This window comes from Actinoplanes awajinensis subsp. mycoplanecinus, from assembly GCF_001509495.1.
Classification (GTDB): domain Bacteria; phylum Actinomycetota; class Actinomycetes; order Mycobacteriales; family Micromonosporaceae; genus Actinoplanes; species Actinoplanes palleronii.
In genome coordinates this window covers 1-15,667 of the sequence record NZ_LLZH01000042.1, presented here as the reverse complement: position 1 = coordinate 15,667, position 15,667 = coordinate 1, and the positions used below count along the sequence as shown (strand labels likewise).

Sequence of the window (15,667 nt, the reverse complement as noted above, 5' to 3'; positions counted from 1 at the left end):
GCGCAGAAGCGCCGGGGCCCAGGGTTACGGGTTTACTACACCATCTACCAACAGGTTCGTCGGCTTGTCGTATCCGCACCGGCCGCGAACTTCAGCGGCTTGGAGTGCGAGGATCGCATAAGCGTGACCGGAGACCACCTCACGTTCGATGGAGACTGCGGTGTCCACCCCAGAACCGGCACTGCGTCCTGACGGCGGGCGATCCAACGGTGTTCAACCCTCCCTTTCCTCTGCTTCCATTTTCTGTACTGCTGGTGTCGGAACCCCACGCAAACTTCATGGCCCCGCGCACGTACAGCAGTTCATTCCTGCGTCAGGCAAAGCCCCGAACGTGCATCGGCCTTACCTGCATCGCCCTGACCTGGAGTTACGTCAAGGTCTTGTCCTGCTGGAGTGCGAACTCCCTTGCGGTGCCGAGCGAGCCACGAACACTCCGAGCCCTGCTTGACGCTCGGCCTGCTACGTCTGCGTCTTCAACGATCTTTGCTGTCAACGAGAGAAACGTTAATCGGTCCTGCCAAGAAAGTCTAGTAGGTTCGGCACAGATTTTCTGAGCCGCCGCTACCACCCTGGGTGCGCGGGACAACCGGAGCCGCCGACGCGCAGTTCAGGACGGGGGCGCTTCCGCTCGGCCGGCGGTTCCCGGACCCTGACATTGCTCAGGGCCTGAGGGGTCACCGGCGGCCGTGCCCGGATTTCGGCTTCTTCGCTTTCTTCGGCTTCTTCGGGTGTGGGGCGGTGACCGGGGCGGCCTTCGGCTTCGGCGGGTTCAGTGCCGGGCGGCGCGCCGGTGTGCCGGTCCCGGTCGTCCGGCGTGGACGGCTGTCCGGGCGCGCCGTGGCGGTGGCCCGGACCGTGACCGCCTTCACCGTTGGCGACGTGGTCGGCGCCGTGCTCGGTGCCGTGGTGGCCGGTGTCGCGCTGACGCCGGCGCTGCCGGGGCAGGTCGCCGGGCACGACGTCGCGGAGCCGGTGGCGGCCAGGGTGTCGGCCGGGGTGGCCAGGTTCCACCAGAGGCCGCCGCCGGACATCAGCACCGCGGCCGCCGCGGCGACCAGCAGTCCCCGCCGGGGGCGGCGAACGGCCGGGCCGGTCAGGTTCAGCGTCGGCGCGGCCACCGCGCTGCGCATCACCCGGCTCGACGGCAGACCGGCGATCTCGCCGAGCCGCTCGGCGACCTCGATCGCCGACGGCCGGTCCGCGGGCTCCTTGGCCAGGCAGCGCGTCACCAGCTGGACGACCGGCGCGGGCAGGCCGGGGATGGCCGGCAGCGGCGCCGGGCGGGCGTACACGTGGGCGCGCACCATCTGGGTGACCGTCGAGGCGTCCCACGGCATCCGGCCGCACAGGGCCAGGTAGAGCAGCAGGCCGAGGGCGTAGACGTCGGTGGCCGGGCGGACCGGGGCGCCGCGGATGCGTTCCGGGGACAGGTAGGCGGGCGTGCCGAGGATCCGGCCCTGCTGGCCGTCTACCGCGCCGACGATGGCCGAGATGCCGAAGTCGACGAGCTTCACCCCGACGCTGGTGACCATGACGTTCGCGGGTTTGACGTCGCGGTGCACGATGCCGGCCGCGTGCGCCGCGGACAGGGCCGCGGCCACCTGCGCGCCGACCAGCACGGCGACCTTCCACGGCAGGCTGCCGGCGGTGAGCATGTCGGCGAGGGTGCGCCCGTCGACGAGCTCCATCACGACGTACGAGGAAAGCTGCCCCGCGTCGAGGAACTCGCCGTAGTCGTGCACCGCGACGACAGCGGGATGGTGCAGCCGCGCGGCGGTGCGGGCCTCGTCGTGGATCTGGCGCCGCAGCAGCGGGTCGGAGGCCAGCGCCGGCGACAGGACCTTGACGGCCACCTCGCGGCCGAGCACTTCGTCGTCGGCGCGCCACACCACCGACATGCCACCGCGGCCCAGCTGCTCCCGCAGCCGGTACCGGCCCGCTATCACCTTCTGCGACTCCACGATCATGCTCGATGCCCCGTGGGGCCGGAGCGAAACGTGGGACGGCGCCCTGCCTTAGTGTGGGCGCGTGGCACGAGTCCTGGTGACGGGGATGTCGGGGGCGGGCAAGAGCACGCTGCTCGACGAGATGCGCCGGCGGGGACGCTCCGCCGTCGACACCGACTACGACGGCTGGACCCTGGCCGACGGGACGTGGGACGAGCCGCGCATGGCGGCGTTGCTGGCCGCCCACGCCGACCTGGTCGTGGCCGGGGCGGTGCCGAACCAGGGCCGCTTCTACCACCGTTTCCACCACGTGGTCCTGCTCAGTGCACCGCTGCCGGTCCTGCTGCAGCGGGTCGCCGACCGGGCGAACCCTTATGGGCGCACACCCGAACAGCGCGCCGAGATCGCCGAGTACGTCCGGACCGTCGAACCGCTGCTGCGACGCGGTGCCGGCACCGAACTCGACGGCCGCCGCGCGGTCGCCGACCTGGCCGACGCCCTAGAGGAGCTGGTCCGGGAAGCGCCCTGAGTTTCCGGAGTCGTGGTCCTCGCGCTCCCACAGTGCGTGATGGCGCCGGGCCCAGGAGCGGGACACGAACCCGGTGCGCAGCCCGGCCCGCGCCTCCGGGTCGTTGGAGGCGATCCAGATGTGCCCGGCCACCAGCGCGCCCAGCAGCAACGCGCCCCAGTCGTGCACGAACGTCGCCCCGATCCGGGTGACCAGCGGTGTCAGGTGCGGGAACCACAGGATCAGCCCGGTGCCGGTCATCACGAGCACGGCGCCGGCGGCCAGCGACGCGTACATCTTCTGTCCGGTGTTGAATTTGCCCGCGGGCCGCGGCAGCCGGCGCAGGGTCGCCCGCAACCAGCCACGGTCGTGCGGGCCGAAGCGGTTCAGCCGGGCCAGGTCGGCGCGGAAGGCGCGCGACACCAGCCCGGCGAGCACCGGGATCAGGGCCAGGATCCCGGACCACTCGTGCACGGTGACCAGCAGGGCGCGCCGGCCGATGATCTCGCCGAGCCCGGGCAGGTACAGGAACGCGGCGGTGATCATGGTGGTGCCCAGCAGGGCGGCGGTGCCGCGGTGGATCCAGCGTTCGGCGGGGGTGAACCGGCGCAGCGGCGCGTCATCAGGTGGGATCGTCACCACGCCCGTTCGAGCTGCCGACCCAGCCGTCGATGTCGTAGCCGCGTTCCTCCCAGTACCCGGGCGTGACGCGGTCGGTGACCGTGATGCCGGACAGCCATTTCGCCGACTTGTAGAAATACATCGGCGCGGCGTAGAGCCGGACCGGGCCGCCGTGCGCGTCGGTGATCGCCGCGTCGCGCATCCGGTCGGCGACGAGCATGTCGGGCCGGAGGGCCTGCTCCAGGGTCAGGCTCTCGGTGTAGACCCCGTCGAAGCAGGTGAAGCGCAGCGCGGTGGCGCCCGGGCGGACTCCGGCCGCGGCCAGCAGGTCGGAGAGCAGCACGCCGGTGAACGCGGTCTGCGGCACCCGCCAGCCGGTCACGCACTGCACGTCGCGGACCAGGCGGGTGCGCGGCATCCGGGCCAGCTGGTCCAGGGTGTACGTCGCGGGCCGCTCGACCAGCCCGTCCACGGTGAGCCGGTAGTCGCCGGGGGAGCGGTGCGGGATGGCGTCGGCCACCGAGTAGAAGCGGAACCCGCCGCCACCGGGCAGCAGCCCGGTCAGCCCGGTCGGGTCGTTGGCGGCGACGGTGGCCAGCGCCCCGTCGGTGGCGTCCTGCACCCGCGCGCCGAGGGCGACCCCGGCGGCGCCGAGCGCGAGCACGCCGAGCACGATCCGCCGCCCGACGGGCCGGCCCCCGCGGTCGTCGCTGTCCGGCTCGGGTGCGCTCATGCCCGCCACGGTACTGCGATCCTTCTGACCCAGCCTCCTAGGACGCAAAGGCACTGTGCCCGCTTCGGTCGATTCCGTCGCTTCCCGCCGATAAGGAGAGCCGCTTCCCCGCCGATAGGGAGAAGCGCCGACAGGGAGAAGCGGACCACGAATCGGGAGGCAGGGCGGACATGCACGGCAGCGACCAGCTCGGGCACGGCAGCAGCCAGGCCGCCGACGCCGAGGCCGCTACGGCATGTGTCCAGGAAGCCCTCGGCGGCCGCACACCCACCGCCGCCGACCTGGTCCTGGTCTTCCCGACGATCGACTACGACCCGCACCAGTTCTTCGCCGCCGCCCAGCGGGCCGCCGGGGACGCGCAGGTCGTCGGCTGCACCTCGTTCCGCAGCTTCACCTCGACCGCGAACCTGCAGCGGGGCGCGGTCGCCGTGCACCTGCCGGCCGGCGGGCTGAGCTTCGGGATCGCGCTGCACGACGAGATCGGCCGGGACGTGCTCGGCGCCGCGCAGGCGGTCACCGCCGTGGCCCGCGACCGGGCCGGTCCGGACGCCGGGCACCCGGTGCTGCTGATGCTCTCCGACGGGTTCGCCGGGGACCAGCGGGCCGTGGTCCGCGGCGCCTACACGGTGGCCGGCGCGACCGTCCCGATCATCGGCGGGGCGGCCGCCGAGAACCTCTCGATGACACAGACCTTCCAGTACGCCGAGGGCCGGGTCGCCACCAACGGCCTGATCGCGGTCTGGATCAACTCACCGCGGCCGCTCGGCATCGGCGTCGAGCACGGCTGGCACGCGATCGGCGACCCGATGATCGTCACCCGGGCCAAGCGCAACATCATCCACGAGCTGGACGGGCGGCCCGCCGTCGAGATGTACCTGTCGCAGCGCGGCACCGACCTGCCGCCCGGGGTGCGCGAGGGCCTGTGGGACCGGCCGTTCGCCCGCGCCGCGCTGGGTCACCCGCTGGGCCTGGCCGACGCGCTGGGCCGGTTCGCCGGCCGGCACATCCTCGACCGCACCCCGGACGGCGGGCTGGCCATGTTCGGGCACGTCACCGAGCAGTCGGTGGTGCAGGTGATGGCCGGTGACCACGGTGATCTGCTCGACGCGGCCGCGCGCAGCGGTGCCGACGCCGCCGCGCAGCTCGGCCGCCCGGCGCGCGGCGCGCTGGTGTTCAGCTGCGCGGGCCGGGTGCATCCGCTCGGCGAGCACATCGAGGCCGAGGCGGTCGCGGTGCAGGCCGGCACGGGCGGGGCGCCGATCGCGGGCTTCTTCACCTACGGCGAGTTCGCCCGGGTCACCGGCTCGACCGGATTCCACAACGCGACAGTGGTCACCCTGGCCCTCTGAGACCGATGACGGAGACGACGATGCACACGATTCCGGCCGCCCCGGCCGAGGAACTTTCCGGTGAGCTGGTCCGCTTGCGGGCCGCGCTGGTCGAGGAGAGAGTCGCTTCGGTACGGGCATTGGCCCGCGCCACCCGGCTGTCCCAGCTGGTGAACGCGCTGGGGCAGGTCGTCGAGGTGGCCGAGGTGTTCGACCGCGCGGTGTGCGAGGTCGCCGAGCTGTTCGGCGCGGACATCGCGGCCGTGTTCAACGGCGACGGGCGCCTGGTCGCCTCGTGGGGGCTCGGTGACACCCCGGACGCGAACCGCACCCCGGTGCGCGGCGCCCGGCTGCCCAGCACCGAGTCGCCGGTGGTGGCCGGGCCGGTGGCCGACTTCGAGGTGCCCGGGTGGCTCGCGGCCTACCAGCCGCGGCACCTGACCTGCGGGCTGCTCACGGTGCGCGACGAGAGCCCCGGTCACCTGCTGCTGGCCCGTCGCGCCGACATCGCTTTCGACAACGCCGACCTGCAAGAACTGGCCGCGGTGGTCAGCCGGATCTCGCTCGCGGTGGACAACGGGCGCCTTCATCGTCGTACCCAGGAGCAGTTGCGCCGCAGCCAGCAGCTGCATGAGGTGACCGCGGACCTGGCCCGGATCGAGGATGTCGGTGAGGCCGCGCAGCGGCTCGCCGAAGCGGTGGTGACGCACGTGCCGGTCACCGGCGCCGCGGTCCATCAGGGTGGCACGCCGGTCGGGCGGGCCGGCACCACCGTCTACCTGGACCGGCTGGTGCTGGGCCTCGGCGGTGACGCGGGCAGCTTCGGCACGCTGGTGATCGCCGGAGCGCCGGCGGCCGGGACCCTGGGCCGCACGTTCCTGGAGCACCTGGCCGAGGTCGGCGGGCTGGCGCTGGAGAAGGCGCTGCTGTTCCAGCAGATGCGCGAGCAGGCCGAGACCGACGCGCTGACCGGGCTGCCGAACCGGTCGCTGTTCCTGCAGCGGCTGACCACCGCGGTGCACCGCCGCCGCAGCGGTGGCCGCGCGCTGAGCGTGCTCTTCGCCGACCTGGACGGGTTCAAGTCGGTCAACGACACGCACGGGCACGAGGCCGGTGACCTGCTGCTGACCCAGGTGGCCGGGCGGCTGCTCGGCGCGGTGGGTGACGCCGGCACGTGCGCGCGCCTCGGCGGGGACGAGTTCGTGGTGCTCTGCGAGGGCGGTGACGCGCAGGCGGTCGCCGACCGGGTCCGCGAGGTGCTCGACGAGCCGTTCGTGCTGGACATGCCGGACGGGCCGCTGCGGGTGCGGGTCGGCGGCAGCGTCGGGGTGGGCACCGCGGCGCCCGGCGAGTGCGACGCGGACGTGCTGCTGCGCGACGCGGACGCCGCGATGTACACGACGAAACAGGCCCGCAAGGCGGCCGCCGCCATCGTGTAGACATGTGCTCGTGACGACAGAGGTGGTGTCGCTCGAGCAGGCCGTGCACACGGCGGTCGAGCAGGGACGTGCGGAACTGACCGTCCTGGAGGCCGTCACCGCCGAGCTGGCCGGTGCGTTCGTGCCGTCGCCGGCCGGCGCGGGCACCCGGCTCGACGCGTTCACCCGCGCGTTCCCGGCGCAGCTGCGCCGGCACCTCGACCGGGAGCGGGAGTCGCTCGGGTCGTTCAACATCGCGTTCTTCGGGCGTACCGGCGTCGGCAAGAGCACCCTGCTGTCGGCGTTCGGCCGCCTCGACGGCGAGTACGTGTCGCCGGGCGTCAGCGACTGGACCACCGAGGTGCGCCCGGTCGCGTGGCGCGACTGCCGGCTGTTCGACACCCCCGGGATCAACGGCTGGGGCCGTACCGAGAGCCGTGACGACCTCGAGGCCAAGGCGCGCGAGGCCGTCGAGATCGCCGACATCGTGCTGCTGTGCTTCGACAACCAGTCGCAGCAGGAGATGGAGTTCGCGAAGATCGCCGCGTGGATCCGCAGCCACGGCAAGCCGGCCGTGGCGGTGCTCAACGTGCGCAACCCGCGCTGGCGGCATCCGGCGAAGGTGCCGGTGGCGCGGCGCGCGAACCTGTCCGCGTCGGTGCGCCAGCACACCGACAACATCCGCACCCAGCTCGTGCAGATCGGGTTGCCGGACACCCCGATCGTCGCGCTCCACAGCCGGCGGGCGCTGTTCGCCCGGGCCGCCACCCCGTTCCACGGGCCGGCCGAGCAGGACTTCCAGCACGAACGCGACCAGTTCGGGATCGACTACCTCGACCGCTGGTCGAACTTCCCGGCCCTGGAGCGCCTGATCGCCACCGCGATCGCCGAGGGCGGCGCCGAACTGCGGCTGGCCGCGCTGCGCGAGGACCTGCGGGCCCGCTGCCATCGTGGGGCCGGCGAGCTCGAGGACCTCGCGGCCGCGATCGCGCAGGACGCGGACGCCGCCGAACGCCAGGCCGAATCGCTGTTCGCCATGCTCGGCTATCCGGATGCCGACGCCGGCGACGAGGCGGCCGGCGCGGAGCTGGTGAGCGTGTCCGAGCGGGCGCGCGGGCGGCCGTACACGTCGCCGGTCAGCGGGGCGCTGGACCGGTTCGTCCGGCACCTGGCCGCCTCGCACCTGGCGAAGTGCCGGCGGCAGGCGAAGGCCGCCGCGGACGACCTGATCCGCACCGCGTTCGACGACCAGACCACGATCGACGAGGCGGCGTTCGCCGAGGCCGTTTTCGATCAGGAGGCCCTCGCGGCCGCGGCGCAGGCCGTCTGGGCGGATCGCCGGGCGTTCCTGCAGCGGGAGCTGGCCGTCGCGGTCGAGCACCGGAGCCTGGACAACGGACCGGCGGTCTCGCACGCGGCGACCATCCTCGGCGAGGAGGGCGCCGGCGTGGCCGGTGACGTGGTGCGGGGCGCCGGCATCGCGGTGGGCGTGGGCGCCCTGGCGGTGCCGGCCGCGCTGGCCATGTTCTGGAACCCGGTGGGCTGGGTGATCGGCGCGACCGTCGCGGGAGTCGGGATCGCCGGGCAGATCCAGCAGCACTTCGGCCGGAAGATGACCCGCACCGCGGCCGAGCGGGCCGGCAAGTCGAAGGCGCAGGCCATCGCGGACTGCCATCGCGCCGTGGACCAGACGTTCGCCGACTACGAGCAGGCCCTGGTCCGGCACAGCCGGGCCGCCGCGTGGACGGCGCTGGCGCCCGCGGTCGGCGAGTCGCTGCGCGCCGCGATCGCGCTGCGCACGGACGGTGCCCGCGCCGTCCAGCTGATCGGCAGCGTGCGAGCCTGTACCGCGGCGATCACGGCGGCGCCTCCGGTGACCGACGTGCTGCTGCGCGCACAGCGCCGGATGGGTGAGTCGCCGGCCGCGGTGACCCGCACGCTGCTCGGCGAGGACTGGCTCGAGTCCGATCTCGATCACCCGTCGGCGCCGCTCGACCCCGCCGTGCCCGAGCGGTACGCCGCACGCCGCGAGCAGGACCACCGGCGGCTGGCCGATGCCTTCGCCGCGGCCTGGAACACGCCGCCCACCGCCGGCATCCAGGCGTGGCGCGCCGGCCTCGACGCCGCGGCCGACGGCGACCCCGAGCTGTCCGCCATCGCGGCGACCTTCCGGCGCGTCGGCGCGGCACCACCGGCCCTGGCCGTGCTCGGTGACTACAACTCCGGCAAGTCGTCGCTGCTGCGCCGGATCGTGGTGGACAGCGGCCGCACGCCGCACACCGCGTTCGACATCCGCGCCTCGCCGGCGACCGCGGCCGCGCAGCACCACCCGTTCCCCGGCTTCACGCTGGTGGACACCCCGGGCCTGCAGAGCGGGCACGCCGGGCACGACAGTGCCGCGCTGGCGGCGATCGCCGAGGCCGCGCTGGTGTTCGTCGTCGTGCACATCAACCTGCTGGTCGGTGACACCGCGATCCTGGAGGAGCTGTCGCGCGGCTCGGAACTGGTCGCCGCGAAGGGCGCCCGGATGGTGTTCCTGGTCAACCGGTGCGACGAGCTGGGCGTGGACCCGCTGACCGCACCCGAGGCGTTCCTGCACCTGCAGGACCGCAAACGCGACGAGTTGCGGGCCGCGTTCGCCGCTCGCGGCGTCGACGTCGGCACCGACCGGATCCACTGCCTGGCCGGGGACCCGTACGGCCTGGTCGGCGCGGACGAGACCGCCGGGCCCGGCGACTTCGACGAGCACCGGCTGTGGGACGGCGTCACCGCGCTGACCGGCACCCTGGCCGAGCTGTCCGCCGACCGGCTGGCCGCGGCCGCCGCGTCGGCCGCCTTCGACGCCGCGGTCACCGGCCTCAAACGGCACCGGCACACCCTGGACCAGGAACGGGACGACGGCACCACGGAGCTGCGCCGCTCCGAACCGGTGATCGCCACGCTGCGCGCCGCGATCGACGACGCCGTGGTCGTCGAGGAGTCGCTGCGCGAGGACGCCCGCCGGATGGTCGACCGCCACCTGGTGACGACGAAGTCCGCGGTCGCCGAACTCGACCGCAGGGACGCCAAGAAGCTGGAGAGCCTGGTCGCGTCGTGGTGGACCGCACCGCAGTTCGAAGCCGACCTGGAACGCTATCTCGCCGACGCGGCCCAGCGGCTGCAGGAGTGGCACAGCGACCACATCGCGGCGATCGGGCGCGAGATGCGCGCCGCCGAGTTCCAGGTGGCGCCGGAGTTCGCCGCCGAGTTCAAGGCCCGGGGCACCGCCTGGTACGAGGAGGTGACCGAGGGCGCCGGCACCGTCGCGGGCGCCGCCGCACCGCTGGCGAAGGCGCTGGGCAACCGTGAGGCGATCTACGCGATCGGCAAGCAGCTCGGCCACAAGTTCAAACCGTGGGGCGCGGTCAAGGGCGGCACCACCGTGGCCCGGGCCTCGATCGTGCTCGCCGCGGTGGCGGCCGCCGTCGACGTCGCGGCGATGGTCACCGACCACAAGAACGCCGGCAAGCACCAGCACGAGCAGCAGGCAGCGGCCGAGGCGATCGACGAGGCCGCCGCGCGGATCGTCGAGCAGATCATGCGCGGGGAGCAGGGCGAGGGCCCGGTCGGCTACCTCGACGCGCGGATCACCGAGCTGGAGACCCTGCTCGACGGGCACCTCGACCGCACCGCGTCGATCAAAGAACGGATGGACGCGGCGGCAGCGCGGTCCGCGACGGCCGGCGCGCTGCTCGCCGCCGCGGACACCGTGATCGGCACACCGGGAAGGAACACCTGAGCATGGTCGACATCGAGGCGGTGCGGGACTGGCTGGGCCGGCTGCCCGGCGGATCCCTGGCCGGGCGGTACGCCGGCGACTGGGACGCGTTCGCGCGGCACGACCGGCCGGTGCTGACCCTGTTCGGGTCGTACGACACCGGCAAGAGCTCGCTGCTGCGCCGGCTGCTGGTCGACGCGGGCGTCGAGGTGCCCGGCTGGCTCACGATCAGCGCGCGCCACGAGACGTTCGAGGTCAACGACGCCGAGGTCGGCGGGTGCACGGTGCGCGACACCCCCGGGTTCGCGGTCGGCGCGTCCGACATGCGGGCGCAGAACAACGCGCGCCGGGCCCGGGCGGCGGTCGGGCTCACCGACGTCGGCATCGCGGTGCTGACGCCGCAGCTGGCCACCGCGGAACGTGACCTGCTGCAGCAGCTGGTCGCGCGGGGCTGGCCGGCCGGGACGATGTGGTTCGTCATCTCCCGCTTCGACGAGGCCGGCGCCGACCCGGAGTACGACCTCGCGGCGTACCGGGACCTGGCCGCCCGCAAGGTCGGCGAGTTGCGGGAGATGTTCGCGCTCGACGAGCGGGTGCCGGTCTTCGTCGTGGCGCAGGACCCGTTCCAGAGCGCCGGCCCGGACACCGGCCTGGACCGCGACACCTGGGACGAGTTCCGCGGTTGGGACGGCATGGGCGCGCTGGCGGACGCCGTCGCGGCGGTGTCGCCGTCGGCGCTGCCCGGCTGGCGGCAGGCGGCCGGGCAGCGCTACTGGAGCGTGGTCCTGGACGACACCGTGACCGAGCTGCGCCGGCAGCTGGCCGACTACACCGCACAGGCCGAGGTCGCCGCGGGCGGGGTCGCGCGCCGCGACGGCTGGCAGAGCGAACTCGACACCCTCGACCGGGCCGCGCACGCCGGGCTCGACGGCCTGATCGAGGAGGTGATGCGCCGCTCGTGGGCGTCCGGTGCCGGCGCCGCCGAGCTGCAGGCCGAGATCCAGCGCACCCTCGACGAGTGGTTCACCAAGCACGACGTGCGCCTGCAACGGCTGCGGCAGTCGATCCGCAAGGCCAAGGAACGCGAGCGTGCCCGGCCGTCCTGGGCCGGCTTCGCGTCGCTGGCCGCGACCCTGCGCGCCGAACCGGAGCCCGGCGCGGCCCCGGCCGGGACCGGCGGGGTGGCCGGCCACCTGGAGCAGGTCGGGACCATGCTGATCGGCGCGTTGAAGGCGGTGAACGACGTGTCGGCCACCGGCCGCAAGACCCGGGTGGTGACGGTGGCGCAGGGCTGGGGCCGGCACGTCGGGACCGCCGAGGCCGTGCTGCCGCTCGCCGTCTACCTGGCGAAGGTCGTCGACGACCGGCGGGCCGGCCAGGCGCGCCAGAGCCAGGACCGGGCCGCGATCGAGCAGCGCCAGCAGGTCGTCGACGAGGCCACGCGGCACGCCCGTGACGCCTGGCAGCCGTTCGTCGACGCGGTCCGCGACGAGATCGTCGCCGAGACCGCCGACCAGGTCGACCTGGACGCGAGCCTGCGCGAGCTCGTCGGCCAGCTGCAGCAGGCCGTGGCCGAGGGCGAGGGCCTGCGCTGAGGCGGACTGCCGGAACCCGGACAGACCTGTTCCATCGTGGACTCCCCGGGGTATCGTCGCCGGTAAATGCGTCGGCCCCGGTGGGGAGTCTTTCCGATGAGGCGTGTCTGTGCCGCGTTCCTGGTCATCATCCTGCTGCTCACCGGCTGCGGCGACTCCGGTGGCGGCTCGTCCTCCGGTGACAAGGTCACCTACCTGACCGCGTTCGGCGCGGTCGGCCGGGACGCCTTCGCCTGGGTGGCGCAGGAGAAGGGCTACTTCCGCGACGCCGGGCTCGACGTCACCATCCGGCTCGGCGCGGCCACCGGCGAGAACCTGAAAGTCCTCGCGGCCGGGCAGGCCCAGTTCGCCAACCTCGACCTGACCGGCACCTGGATCCTGGCCGGCAAGGGGGAGTACCCGGACGTCCGGGCGATCGCCGCGATCCACCAGCAGACCCTCGTCTCGATCATCTCGCTGGCCGGTGCCGGGATCACCACGCCGAAGGACCTGGAGGGCCGGAAACTGGGCGCGGCTACCGGCTCGGTCAACCAGCTGCTGTTCCCGGCGTACGCGAAACTCGCCGGTGTCGACCAGGCCAAGGTGACGTGGGTCAACGCGCCACCCGCGCAGCTGCCGGCGCTGCTGGCCAGCAACCGGGTGGACGCGCTGAGCACGTTCCTGATCGGCGCGAAGGGCCTGGAGAAGGCGGCCGGCGGCACGAAGACCGTGGTGCTGCCGTACAGCGCGTACCTGCCGGAGCTGTTCGGCAACGGGCTGATCGCCCCGCTCGTCATCACCCGCGACCAGCCCGACCTGGCCCGGCGGTTCCGCGACGCCGCGCTCAAGGGCCTGGCGTACACCATGGAGCATCCCCAGGAAGCCGCCGAGATCATGAAGAAGGCGCAGCCCGCCGCGGACATCACCGCCGCGGTCGGGGAGATCACCCTGATGGCGCCGTACGTGAAAACCTCCGGTGTCATCGACCGCCAGCGGGTCGCCGCCGAGATCGACACCCTGCAGAAGAACGGCCTGATCCCGCCGGGGCTGACCCCGGACACCGCCGTCGACTTCGCGCTCGCCCCGGCGGGCTGAGCCGATGACCGCCCGCGCCAGCTACTCGTTCGACAACGACGACCCGGTCGCGGCCGGTCGGCACCGGCTGCTCGCCGCGGTGCTCGACCCGTTCACCGTCGAACGGCTCACCGCGCTCGGCGACCTGACCGGGCGGCGCTGCCTGGAGGTCGGCGCCGGCGGCGGCAGCATCGCGGCCTGGCTCGCCGAGCGCACCGGAGCGGCCGGTACGGTGCTGGCCACCGACCTCAACCCGCGCCACCTGTCCACCAGCGGCGGCTACGCGGTGCTGCGCCACGACCTGACCACCGAGGACGTGCCGCAGCCGCCGTGGGATCTGATCCACGCCCGGCTGGTGCTGTCCCACCTGCCCGGCCGCGCCGACGTGCTGACCCGGCTGGTGGCCGCGCTGGCCCCGGGCGGGACGCTGCTGATCGAGGAGTGGGTGTCGGCGTACCGCGGCCTGGTGCTGGCCGCCCCGGACCCGCAGACGGCGGCGCTGGTCGAGCGCTACCACGACACCCTGGTCGGCCGGCTGCTGCCGGGCAACGGCGGCGACCCCGGCTGGGGTGCGACCGCGCACGCCGCGCTGCTGGCGGCCGGGCTCACCGGCGTGCACACCGAGATCCGGGCCTCGTCCTGGCCGGGCGGCACCGCCGGCGCCCGGCTGATCGCGGCGAACATCGCCCAGTTGCGCGCCGGGTTCCGTGACGCCGGGTTCACCGACGAGGAGCTGGACCGGCTCAGCGCGCTGGCCGAGGATCCGCGCCTGGTCATCCGCGGGCACTTCACCTACGCCGTGGCCGGCCGCCGCCGGTGAACGCGTCCCGCCCGGTGCTGCCGGTCGCCGGCGCGCTCGCCGCGATCGGGCTCTGGTGGGGCGCCACCGTGGTGTTCGGCATCCGCCCGCTGTTCCTGCCCGCCCCACCCGACGTGGTGGCGGCGTTCCGCGCCCAGCCCGGCTACCTGCTGCGCGAGACCGGCGCCACGCTGCTCGAGACGGTCACCGGGTTCGGCCTGGCCGTGCTGCTCGGCCTGCTGATCGCGGTCACGCTGACCGCCTCGCGCACCCTGGAACGGGCCGCCCTGCCGGTGCTGGTCGCGCTGAACTCGGTGCCGAAGGTCGCGGTCGCCCCGCTGCTGGTGGTGTGGCTCGGCTTCGGCCCGCGCCCCAAGGTCGTCCTGGTGCTGCTGATCTGCGTGTTCCCGATCGTGGTGGCGACGATGGCCGGGCTCACCTCGACACCGTCCGAGCTCGGCGAGCTGAGCCGGTCACTGTCCGCCTCGGCGTGGCAGACGTACGTCAAGATCCGCCTGCCGTGGGCGCTGCCGCAGGTGTTCACCGGCCTGAAGGTCGCGGTCTCCCTCGCGGTGATCGGCGCGGTGGTCGCGGAGATCAGCAACCCGAGCGGCGGGCTCGGCGCGGTCGTGGTGCTCTCCGGCATGTCGTTCGACACCCCGCTCGCGTTCGCCGCGATCGTGCTGCTCGCGCTGCTCAGCACCGCGCTGTTCTACCTGGTGGTGGCGGTGGAACGGCTGCTCGTGCCGTGGTCGCGGGCGATCGCCGGATGATCGGCCTGGACCGGGTGTCGCGGACCTTTCCGACCCGCGACGGCGAGGTCACCGCGCTGTCCGACATCGATCTGCGGGTCGACAAGCACGAGTTCGTCGCCGTGATCGGCCGTTCCGGGTGCGGCAAGTCGACCCTGCTGCGGCTGATGGCCGGGCTGCTCGCGCCGACCAGCGGCACGGTCACCGTCGACGGTGCCCCGGTGCGCCGGCCCCGCGCCGACGTGGTGCTGATGCACCAGCTGCCCGCGCTGCTGCCGTGGCGCACGGCGCTGGGCAACGTGATGCTGCCGGTCGAGATCCGCCGCCTGCCCCGGGCCGACCACCGGGTCAAGGCCGCTGCACTGCTCGACGCGGTCGGCCTGACCGGATTTCACCACCGCCATCCGTACGAACTGTCCGGCGGCATGCAGCAGCGGGTCGCGCTGTGCCGCGCCCTGATCCAGCAGCCCCGGGTGCTGCTGATGGACGAGCCGTTCTCCGCGTTGGACGCGCTCACCCGTGAGGAACTGGCCACCCAGCTGCAGGCGATGCACATGAGCGCCCCGGCCACCACGGTCTTCGTCACCCACTCGATCGCCGAGGCGGTCCTGCTCGCCGACCGGGTGGTGGTGCTGAGCACCCGCCCGGGCCGGGTCCGCCAGGTGCTCGACATCGCCCTGCCGCGCCCGCGCTCCTTCGGCCACAGCGCGCACGTGGCCGCCGCGGCCGGCTACGTCGCCGAACTGCACGACCTGCTGCTGCACGACTGACCGACCCTCCGGGCGGTGGCAGCGCGCGTCGCGGCCCCGGCTGGTGCTCAGGGGTGCCTCGACCGCCGTGAGACAACCCTGAGCACCAGCCGGGGACCGGGCGCGCGGCTGCAGTCCGGAGTGGTCGCGGTGGGAGCGCGCGTTGCGGTCTCGGCTGGTGCTCAGGGGTGCCTCACAGGCTGTGAGGCACCCCTGAGCACCAGCCGGTGAGCCTGGGGCGCGGCCGCGGCCGGGAGTGGGGGCGGTGTGGCGCGAGGCCACCGCGGGACGTGGCTCGTAGCCTGCGGGGACCCTGTTGGTTTATTCGGTGGGGTTATGCGGCGAGGGTGAAGTTGAGGCGTTGGAGGTGGGTGGTTCGGGTGCGGTCGAGGGGGTGGCCGGTCCAGT

Annotated in this window: 12 protein-coding genes; 9 read left to right on the top strand and 3 right to left on the bottom strand. The window is 73.6% G+C overall.

What is annotated here, in order from left to right:
* Window positions 1–674 precede the first annotated feature (674 nt).
* Window positions 675–1,967, bottom strand: a complete 1,293-nt coding sequence (locus tag ADL15_RS08910; protein WP_083971026.1) for a serine/threonine-protein kinase — start codon at window positions 1,965–1,967, stop codon at window positions 675–677.
* 61 nt (window positions 1,968–2,028) lie between these two features.
* Between ADL15_RS08910 and ADL15_RS08905 the strand changes: the two genes are divergently transcribed.
* The gene (locus ADL15_RS08905; protein WP_067686990.1) at window positions 2,029–2,475 is read left to right on the top strand and encodes an AAA family ATPase; all 447 of its coding nucleotides are present in this window, start codon (window positions 2,029–2,031) and stop codon (window positions 2,473–2,475) included.
* Here ADL15_RS08905 and ADL15_RS08900 read toward each other — a convergent pair.
* The gene (locus tag ADL15_RS08900; protein WP_198170654.1) at window positions 2,446–3,093 is read right to left on the bottom strand and encodes a cytochrome b/b6 domain-containing protein; all 648 of its coding nucleotides are present in this window, start codon (window positions 3,091–3,093) and stop codon (window positions 2,446–2,448) included. The two genes, ADL15_RS08905 and ADL15_RS08900, sit on opposite strands and share 30 nt — an antisense overlap.
* Window positions 3,077–3,808, bottom strand: a complete 732-nt coding sequence (locus ADL15_RS08895; RefSeq protein WP_067686987.1) for a molybdopterin-dependent oxidoreductase — start codon at window positions 3,806–3,808, stop codon at window positions 3,077–3,079. The genes ADL15_RS08900 and ADL15_RS08895 overlap by 17 nt, the downstream gene beginning before the upstream one ends.
* A gap of 170 nt (window positions 3,809–3,978) precedes the next feature.
* Between ADL15_RS08895 and ADL15_RS08890 the strand changes: the two genes are divergently transcribed.
* The 8 genes from ADL15_RS08890 (at window position 3,979) to ADL15_RS08855 (ending at window position 15,280) form a co-directional block, all read left to right on the top strand.
* Window positions 3,979–5,157, top strand: a complete 1,179-nt coding sequence (locus tag ADL15_RS08890) for an FIST signal transduction protein (protein ID WP_067686984.1) — start codon at window positions 3,979–3,981, stop codon at window positions 5,155–5,157.
* A 20-nt stretch (window positions 5,158–5,177) separates the two neighbouring features.
* Window positions 5,178–6,575: a GGDEF domain-containing protein gene (locus ADL15_RS08885; RefSeq protein WP_067686981.1), complete on the top strand. Its 1,398-nt coding sequence runs from the start codon at window positions 5,178–5,180 to the stop codon at window positions 6,573–6,575.
* Window positions 6,576–6,585: 10 nt separating this feature from the next.
* Window positions 6,586–10,332, top strand: coding sequence for a GTPase (locus ADL15_RS08880; protein WP_198170652.1), 3,747 nt, complete (start codon window positions 6,586–6,588; stop codon window positions 10,330–10,332).
* A 2-nt stretch (window positions 10,333–10,334) separates the two neighbouring features.
* Complete coding sequence (locus tag ADL15_RS08875) at window positions 10,335–11,906, top strand: GTPase domain-containing protein (protein WP_067686975.1); 1,572 nt, start codon at window positions 10,335–10,337, stop codon at window positions 11,904–11,906.
* Window positions 11,907–12,002: 96 nt separating this feature from the next.
* Complete coding sequence (locus tag ADL15_RS08870) at window positions 12,003–12,980, top strand: ABC transporter substrate-binding protein (RefSeq protein WP_067686972.1); 978 nt, start codon at window positions 12,003–12,005, stop codon at window positions 12,978–12,980.
* Between the two features lie 4 nt (window positions 12,981–12,984).
* Complete coding sequence (locus tag ADL15_RS08865; protein WP_067686970.1) at window positions 12,985–13,779, top strand: class I SAM-dependent methyltransferase; 795 nt, start codon at window positions 12,985–12,987, stop codon at window positions 13,777–13,779.
* Window positions 13,776–14,531, top strand: a complete 756-nt coding sequence (locus tag ADL15_RS08860) for an ABC transporter permease (RefSeq protein WP_067686967.1) — start codon at window positions 13,776–13,778, stop codon at window positions 14,529–14,531. Before ADL15_RS08865 ends, ADL15_RS08860 begins: the two co-directional genes overlap by 4 nt.
* Window positions 14,528–15,280 carry an ABC transporter ATP-binding protein gene (locus ADL15_RS08855; protein ID WP_067686993.1) on the top strand — a complete coding sequence of 251 codons (753 nt, stop codon included), beginning with the start codon at window positions 14,528–14,530 and terminating at the stop codon, window positions 15,278–15,280. Before ADL15_RS08860 ends, ADL15_RS08855 begins: the two co-directional genes overlap by 4 nt.
* Window positions 15,281–15,667 lie beyond the last annotated feature (387 nt).

Excerpts from the sequence above, each read along its gene's own strand:
- ADL15_RS08910 (WP_083971026.1), bottom strand. The coding sequence starts at position 1,967 with ATGATCGTGGAGTCGCAGAAGGTGATAGCGGGCCGGTACCGGCTGCGG.
- ADL15_RS08895 (WP_067686987.1), bottom strand. The coding sequence starts at position 3,808 with ATGAGCGCACCCGAGCCGGACAGCGACGACCGCGGGGGCCGGCCCGTC.
- ADL15_RS08890 (WP_067686984.1), top strand. The coding sequence starts at position 3,979 with ATGCACGGCAGCGACCAGCTCGGGCACGGCAGCAGCCAGGCCGCCGAC.
- ADL15_RS08885 (WP_067686981.1), top strand. The coding sequence starts at position 5,178 with ATGCACACGATTCCGGCCGCCCCGGCCGAGGAACTTTCCGGTGAGCTG.
- ADL15_RS08875 (WP_067686975.1), top strand. The coding sequence starts at position 10,335 with ATGGTCGACATCGAGGCGGTGCGGGACTGGCTGGGCCGGCTGCCCGGC.
- ADL15_RS08870 (WP_067686972.1), top strand. The coding sequence starts at position 12,003 with ATGAGGCGTGTCTGTGCCGCGTTCCTGGTCATCATCCTGCTGCTCACC.
- ADL15_RS08865 (WP_067686970.1), top strand. The coding sequence starts at position 12,985 with ATGACCGCCCGCGCCAGCTACTCGTTCGACAACGACGACCCGGTCGCG.
- ADL15_RS08855 (WP_067686993.1), top strand. The coding sequence starts at position 14,528 with ATGATCGGCCTGGACCGGGTGTCGCGGACCTTTCCGACCCGCGACGGC.